The sequence below is a fragment of the Corynebacterium sp. HMSC06C06 genome, assembly GCF_001807295.1.
GTDB lineage: Bacteria > Actinomycetota > Actinomycetes > Mycobacteriales > Mycobacteriaceae > Corynebacterium > Corynebacterium striatum.
This window is the reverse complement of the sequence record NZ_KV788502.1, coordinates 21,279-27,754: the sequence shown is the minus strand read 5'-3', so window position 1 is coordinate 27,754 and position 6,476 is coordinate 21,279. Positions and strand designations below refer to the sequence as shown.

General features: G+C 57.9%; 4 protein-coding genes and 1 pseudogene. 4 read left to right on the top strand and 1 reads right to left on the bottom strand.

Annotation, left to right across the window (positions count from 1 at the left end):
- Window positions 1–36 precede the first annotated feature (36 nt).
- From HMPREF3153_RS08510 to HMPREF3153_RS08495, 4 genes and pseudogenes are all read left to right on the top strand, one after another.
- A pseudogene (locus HMPREF3153_RS08510) lies at window positions 37–474 on the top strand (ABC transporter permease); the annotation flags it as partial.
- On the top strand, window positions 475–1,581 hold the full coding sequence (locus tag HMPREF3153_RS08505) for an ABC transporter permease (protein WP_070420577.1): 1,107 nt from the start codon (window positions 475–477) through the stop codon (window positions 1,579–1,581).
- On the top strand, window positions 1,578–3,482 hold the full coding sequence (locus HMPREF3153_RS08500; protein ID WP_070420576.1) for an ABC transporter ATP-binding protein: 1,905 nt from the start codon (window positions 1,578–1,580) through the stop codon (window positions 3,480–3,482). Before HMPREF3153_RS08505 ends, HMPREF3153_RS08500 begins: the two co-directional genes overlap by 4 nt.
- Window positions 3,483–3,558: 76 nt before the next feature.
- Window positions 3,559–5,232 (top strand): ABC transporter family substrate-binding protein, encoded by a 1,674-nt coding sequence (locus HMPREF3153_RS08495; protein ID WP_070420575.1) that lies wholly within the window; start codon window positions 3,559–3,561, stop codon window positions 5,230–5,232.
- 83 nt (window positions 5,233–5,315) lie between these two features.
- On the opposite strand, the gene HMPREF3153_RS08490 is transcribed toward HMPREF3153_RS08495, so the two are convergent.
- Window positions 5,316–6,437 (bottom strand): SPFH domain-containing protein, encoded by a 1,122-nt coding sequence (locus HMPREF3153_RS08490; RefSeq protein WP_070420574.1) that lies wholly within the window; start codon window positions 6,435–6,437, stop codon window positions 5,316–5,318.
- Window positions 6,438–6,476: the final 39 nt, after the last annotated feature.

Sequence of the window (6,476 nt, the reverse complement as noted above, 5' to 3'; positions counted from 1 at the left end):
CACAAAATCAATGCACTCTAAAACCGGAAGAGCCGTTTTATCCCCAAGCTGATCGACTACGCCCAGCACCTCATCCTGCCCACCATCGCCCTAGTCGTCATCAGCTACGCCGGCTACCACATGATGCAGCGCACTCTCCTGCTGGACAACCTCAATGCCGACTACGTTCGCACTGCCCGCGCGAAAGGGCTAACCCGTGCCCAAGCCATCCGCAAGCACGCGCTAAGAACCTCCATCATCCCGGTGGCAACGTCAGTTGCTTTCTCCGTGCCCGGAATCTTCACTGGCGCGATCATGACCGAGCAGATCTTCGCTTGGAAAGGCATGGGCCAGTACTTCATCGAAACCATCAGTCGCAACGACGTCAACGGCACCACCGCGGTCGCCGCCTTCGGCGCAGTGATGATTGCATTCTCAGCAATTCTGGCCGACCTCATCGTTGTTGCACTCGACCCACGAGTGAGGGTGAGCTAAATGTCTCCAGAGAAAAAGTCCACGACTCCTCGCGCTTCGGCACGTCACTCGGAACGCCACCGGCGAAACGACCTCGCTATCGACTCCGCGGCGGATAACCTCGGTGTTCGCCCACACGCCTCCACCGCCGACTTCAGCATGGCCTCGGAGCCAAGCGCCCAATCTGCACTGGCTTCCGGTGTTGATGTCGATGATGCCCAACGCCGCCAATTCACAGGCAACGACGGAGACGAAAAGGAAGAGGTCTTCCGCGGCACGTCGAAGCTGAAGCTGTACACGCGGCGCTTCTTCCGCAACAAGTTCGCTTTAATCGGCGCACTCATTTTCCTGCTTCTAACCTTGTTGGCTCTCTTCGGCGGCTTTGTTGCCAAGTGGCCTTACGACGAGCCTGACTTCCTAAACCTCGCCACAGGACCTTCGCCGGAGCACTGGTTTGGCACCACCGATTCTGGCAACGACCTTTTCGCCCAAACCGTTCATGGCTTGGGGCGCTCGCTCATCATCGCGTTGGTCGTCTCCATTGCCACGACCGTCCTTTCGGCGCTCATCGGCGCTGCCGCAGCCATGTACGGCGGACGCATCGAAAAGGCGATTCTGGCTATTATCCACTTCTTGCTCGCCATCCCGACCTTCCTGCTCATCGCCCTCGTGGTGGCGGATTCCGGCGGCGATTGGAAGCTGCTCATCGTGGTCCTCATCGCCTTTGGCTGGATGTACCCCGCCCGTGTTATTTGGGCGATGGCACTGTCCGTGCGCGAAAACGACTACGTGCGAGCGGCCGACTACATGGGCGTATCGCGCTTCCGCACCATCGTTCGCCACATCGTGCCCAACATCGGATCGCTGCTCATCATCCAGTTCGCACTGGGTGTCGTGAGCACCGTCATGTCAGAAACAGCACTGTCCTTCTTGGGTTTGGGCGTGAAGCTTCCCGACGTCTCTTTGGGCACGCTGCTTTCCGTCGGCGCCAACGCCATCGAATCCTCGCCTTGGCAGTTCTACTTCCCAGCGGGCGTGCTGACCCTACTCACTGTGTCCATGGCATTCATCGCGGATGGCCTGCGCGATGCCATTGACCCCAACTCGAACTCCGGAGGCCGCGCATGACGAAACCTACTACTCCCGTGCTACAAGTTAGTGATCTAGCCGTCACCTTTCCTTCTGAAGCTGGTTCGGTCCATGCTGTCCGTGGCGTCAACTTCGATCTTCTGCCAGGGCGCACCCTCGCGATTGTGGGTGAATCCGGCTCCGGCAAGTCCGTGACGTCGATGGCCATTATGGGGCTTTTGCCTGGCTACGCCAAGGTTGAGGGCTCTGTTAAATTCCAGGGCACTGAGCTGATCGGAATGTCCGACAAAAAGATGTCCGAAATCCGTGGCCAAGACATCGCCATGATTTTCCAGGATCCGCTCTCTTCGCTGACTCCCGTTTTTTCCATCGGTGACCAGCTCAAGGAAGCCATCCAGATTCACCGCTCACTGTCGGATAAGGAAGCCGAGCAAGAGGCCATCCGCCTTCTGGATTTGGTGGGTATCCCCGAGCCTGAAAAGCGCATCAAGTCCTTCCCGCATGAATTCTCCGGCGGTATGCGCCAGCGCGTGGTCATCGCTATCGCGATGGCCAACAACCCCAAGGTCATCATCGCCGACGAGCCAACCACCGCTCTCGACGTCACCATCCAGGCGCAGATTCTTGAGGTCCTCAAGGTCGCTCAGCGCAAAACCGGCGCTGCGGTGATCATGATTACCCACGACATGGGAGTCGTCGCGGGCACTGCTGACGATGTCCTCGTAATGTACGCTGGCCGCGCCGTCGAATATGGCGACGTAGACACCATCTTTAGCAACCCTAAGATGCCCTACACGGTGGGACTACTCGGTTCTACCCCGCGCGTGGACAAGTCGAGCGACGAGCCCCTCGTACCGATTAACGGCACCCCGCCGCGCCTAATCGAGATTGTGCCGGAATGTTCGTTTGCTGCCCGCTGTCCCGTGGCGCAGGAAGGCTGCTGGAAGCAGGAGCCTGAATTGCGTGCGCTTGACGACGCCCCGCGGCACGCCGCCGCTTGCCTGCGCTCCGATGAGATCAATCAGGGCAGCATCGGTGGCGAGCGAATGTACCCGCTGCCGCAGATTTCCCCCGATGCCCTAGGCGATACCCCGTATGACGAGCGCCCCGTGACCCTTGAGGTAGAAAACCTCGTCAAGGAATTCCCACTCATCAAGGGCGCCATCCTCAAGCGTCGCGTGGGCACCGTGCATGCGGTCAACAACATCAGCTTCACGGTGCACCAGGGCGAGTGCTTCGCCATCGTGGGCGAATCCGGTTCTGGCAAGACCACGACTCTGCTGGAAATCATGGATCTTAACCCACCTAAGGGTTCCACCATCGTTGTTAATGGCACCGACACCTCCGGGCTTAGCAGCTCAGCTCGCCGCAACCTGCGCAAAGACATCCAGATCGTCTTCCAGGACCCAATGAGCTCGCTGAACCCGCGCATGACAATCCGCGAGATCATCGCGGAACCGCTGGAATCGCTGGGTTATGAAGGCGACGTCGGCAAGCGCGTGAGCGAGCTCATGAAGCTCGTCGGCTTGGAATCCCACCAGGTAGACCGCTTCCCGGGGCACTTCTCTGGTGGTCAGCGTCAGCGCATCGGCCTGGCCCGCGCACTGGCTACAAACCCGTCAATCATCGTCCTCGACGAGCCCGTTTCTGCTCTGGACGTATCCATCCAGGCCGGCATCATCAATCTGCTGCATGACCTGAAGAACCGTCTGGGTATCTCCTTGGTCTTCGTAGCTCACGACCTCTCCGTGGTACGCAATCTTTCCGACAAAGTCGCCGTCATGTACAAGGGCGACTTCGTGGAATACGGCGCCACCGACGAGGTCTTCGATAACCCGCAGCACGCGTACACCAAGGCGCTGCTGTCCGCTATCCCTATCCCGGACCCTGCCGTGGAACGCAACCGCAAGCGGGTGATCTACGAGGAACATGCCTCTTAGAAACCCCGCGCTCGACCTAAAACTCAATATTTCATCTCTTTGTAATTCCTCCCCTCCCACAAGGAAGATTCGAACCATGAACCTAAAACTCCGTAATGCTACGTTGGCGATCATCGCTGCCTCCGCTCTCGTCATCTCCGGCTGCTCTAGCAGCGATTCAGAATCCTCGGGCGAAGCCATCGACGTCAAGCTCGACGGTTCCTACAATCCAAAGGACCGCTCCGAGCTGAAGGAAGGCGGCGAACTTCGCCTGGCACTGGATGAGATTTCCCAGCAGGAAAACCCATTCCACGCTGACGGCACCCGGTATACCAGCGACGTGTGGAAGTACTACAACCCGCAAATCGGGCTTTTCGACGGCTCCGGTGAGTTCCACCCCAACAACGACTACATCACCGACATCAAAGAAGAGGAAAAGAACGGCAAGACCGTCATCACCTACACCATCCACGACAAGGCCCAGTACAACGATGGCACGCCGATTGACTGGAAGTCCTTCGAGCACACCTGGAAGTACAACAACGGCGAGGATAAGTCCCTCAATGTCTCCAGCATCGAAGGTTACAATCTCATCGAGTCTGTGACCAAGGGCGAGACCGACAAGCAAGCTGTGGTCACCTACAAGCATGCATACCCATGGTGGCAGGGCCTGTTCAACTTCTTGCTTCCTCCGCAGGTCGACTCCGCCGAGAAGTTCAACAAGGCATACCTGGGCAAGCTGCGCCCAGAGTGGGGTGCTGGCCCGTACAAGGTCGACAATGTCGACTTCGTCGGTGGCACGGTTTCCTTCGTGCCAAACGAAAAGTGGTGGGGTGACAAGCCATTCCTCGACAAGGTCACCTACCGCCAGATGGAAGACCAAGCTTCCATCAATGCGTTTAAGGCAGGCGAAATCGACGCCACCGGCGTGGGCAATAAGGATCGCCTAGCTGCGGTTAAGGACATGAATGACATTGAGATCCGTACCGCAATGATGCCTTCTAACTCCCTGATTGTTTTGAACTCTGGCAACGAGATCCTGAAGGACATCAAGGTCCGCGAAGCAGTGCTGACCGGCATCGACCGCTCCCAGCTGGCCGCTATTCGCTTCAACGGTCTCGACGGTTACAAGGAAGAGCTGCCGGGCTCCCTCAACCTCTATCAGACCCAGAAGGGCTACGAGGACAACGTTGGTGCCGTCGTGAAGTTCGACGCCGAAAAGGCCAAGTCGCTGCTGGAAAAAGCCGGCTGGAAGGAAGGAGCCGACGGAATCCGCGAGAAGAGCGGCAAGAAGCTCTCGCTGCGCTATACCCTGCTAGGTGACAGCGTCATTAGCAAAGCAATGGCCACCGCAACGCAGAAGATGCTCAAGGACATCGGAATCGATCTGAAGGTCGAAGAGCGTCCTTCCTCCGACTTCTCGGAGATCGCCACCAAGAAGGATTTCGATATCTTCCCGATGGGGTTCACCGCCGGCGATCCATTCGGCATCGCGTACTTTGGTCAGGTCTACCGCTCCGACTCCGAGCTGAACAAGTCCGGCACCGGTACCCCGGAGATGGATAAGAAGATCGAGGAGCTGGCCAAGATCGCAGATCCTGACGAGCAGATCAAGAAGGGCAACGAGCTGGAGCGCGAGGCCCTGTCCACCTATGGCATCATGCCTATCTACAACGGCCCGGCCATGGTCGCTACCAGCCCGAAGCTAGCTAACTTCGGTGCTGCTTCCTTCGCTGTACTCGAGGTCGAAAACATCGGCTACACCGAGTAAAGCCTCAGCCGCAAACAAAAAGCTGGCTCCACTCGTTGACAATGAGTCATTGAGTGCAGCCAGTTTTTGTTTTAGTAATCGCCCTAGTTATCGCCCTTGAGCTGGTCACGCAGTTCGTCGAAATACTGGCGTGCCGTCTGCGGTGTATTGCTCTGTGGTGCACCGCCGGAGTACGGCGGCTGCTCAATAGCTTGCGCGCTCTGTTGGGTTTGCTGCTGCACCTCGCGCGCCGCCTGCTGCGCGCGCTGCGCCTTCTGCGCACGCAGCTGCTCCAAGCGCTCGCGCTGCACGCGGTCGAGTCCACCAGAGGCTTCATTATTAATAGCCTGAGTCGACAGCAGTACGTCGCGCATGCCGCCGAAGAGATCCTGCATGCCACCTGGGTTCGAAGGCATGTAGAGGACGTTGGTGTGCGAGCGATCTGCCACATCGACCATCGCGTCCAGGTACTGGGAAACCAGCATCAGGGTCTCTGGGTTTTCCTGAACGCCTGCAGCACGCAGCATCTCGTACTGCTGCGCGATACCCTCAACAATTTCCTTACGCTGCTCAGCCACACCGCGACCCTGCAGCTTCTTAGCCTCAGCGGCGCCTTCGGCTTCCTTAACCACGCGAATCTTCTCCGCCTCAGCCTGTGCGATAGCCGCCTCGCGCTCACGCTGCGCAGCGTTAATGGAGTTCATCGACTCGCGCACGCGGGTATCCGGGCGAATGTCCGTCACCAGCGTATTCACGAAGTGCCAGCCATAAGCGGCCATATTGTCGCGCAGCGACATCGCAACGTTCTGCGCGATGGTGTCCTTCGAAGAGAAGGAATCATCCAGGTCCATGTTCGCCACGGAGGAGCGAACGTTGTCCTGGACATAAGCCACGATCTGCTGTTCGTGGTTGGAGAGCATGTAATAAGCTTCTCGCTCACGACCTTGCACAACCTCGTATTGGACGGCGACCGGAATCTGAACGAAGACGTTGTCCTTGGTCTTGGTCTCCACCATGACATCGAGCTGGCGCACCTGCAGGCTGATCTTGTCGCGCACGCGATCAACCCACGGCAGCTTGAAGTGCAGGCCAGCGTGCGCCACGGTCACGAACTTACCCAGGCGCTCCACAATGGCAGCCTCACGGGTACGCACGATGTAGTAACCATCAAAAATGGTCAAAACAATCGCCAGCAGAACAACGCCGACAAAAATCATTCCGAACATTGGTTCTTCCTCTCGTTCAATTCCTCGTTCAATTTTTGA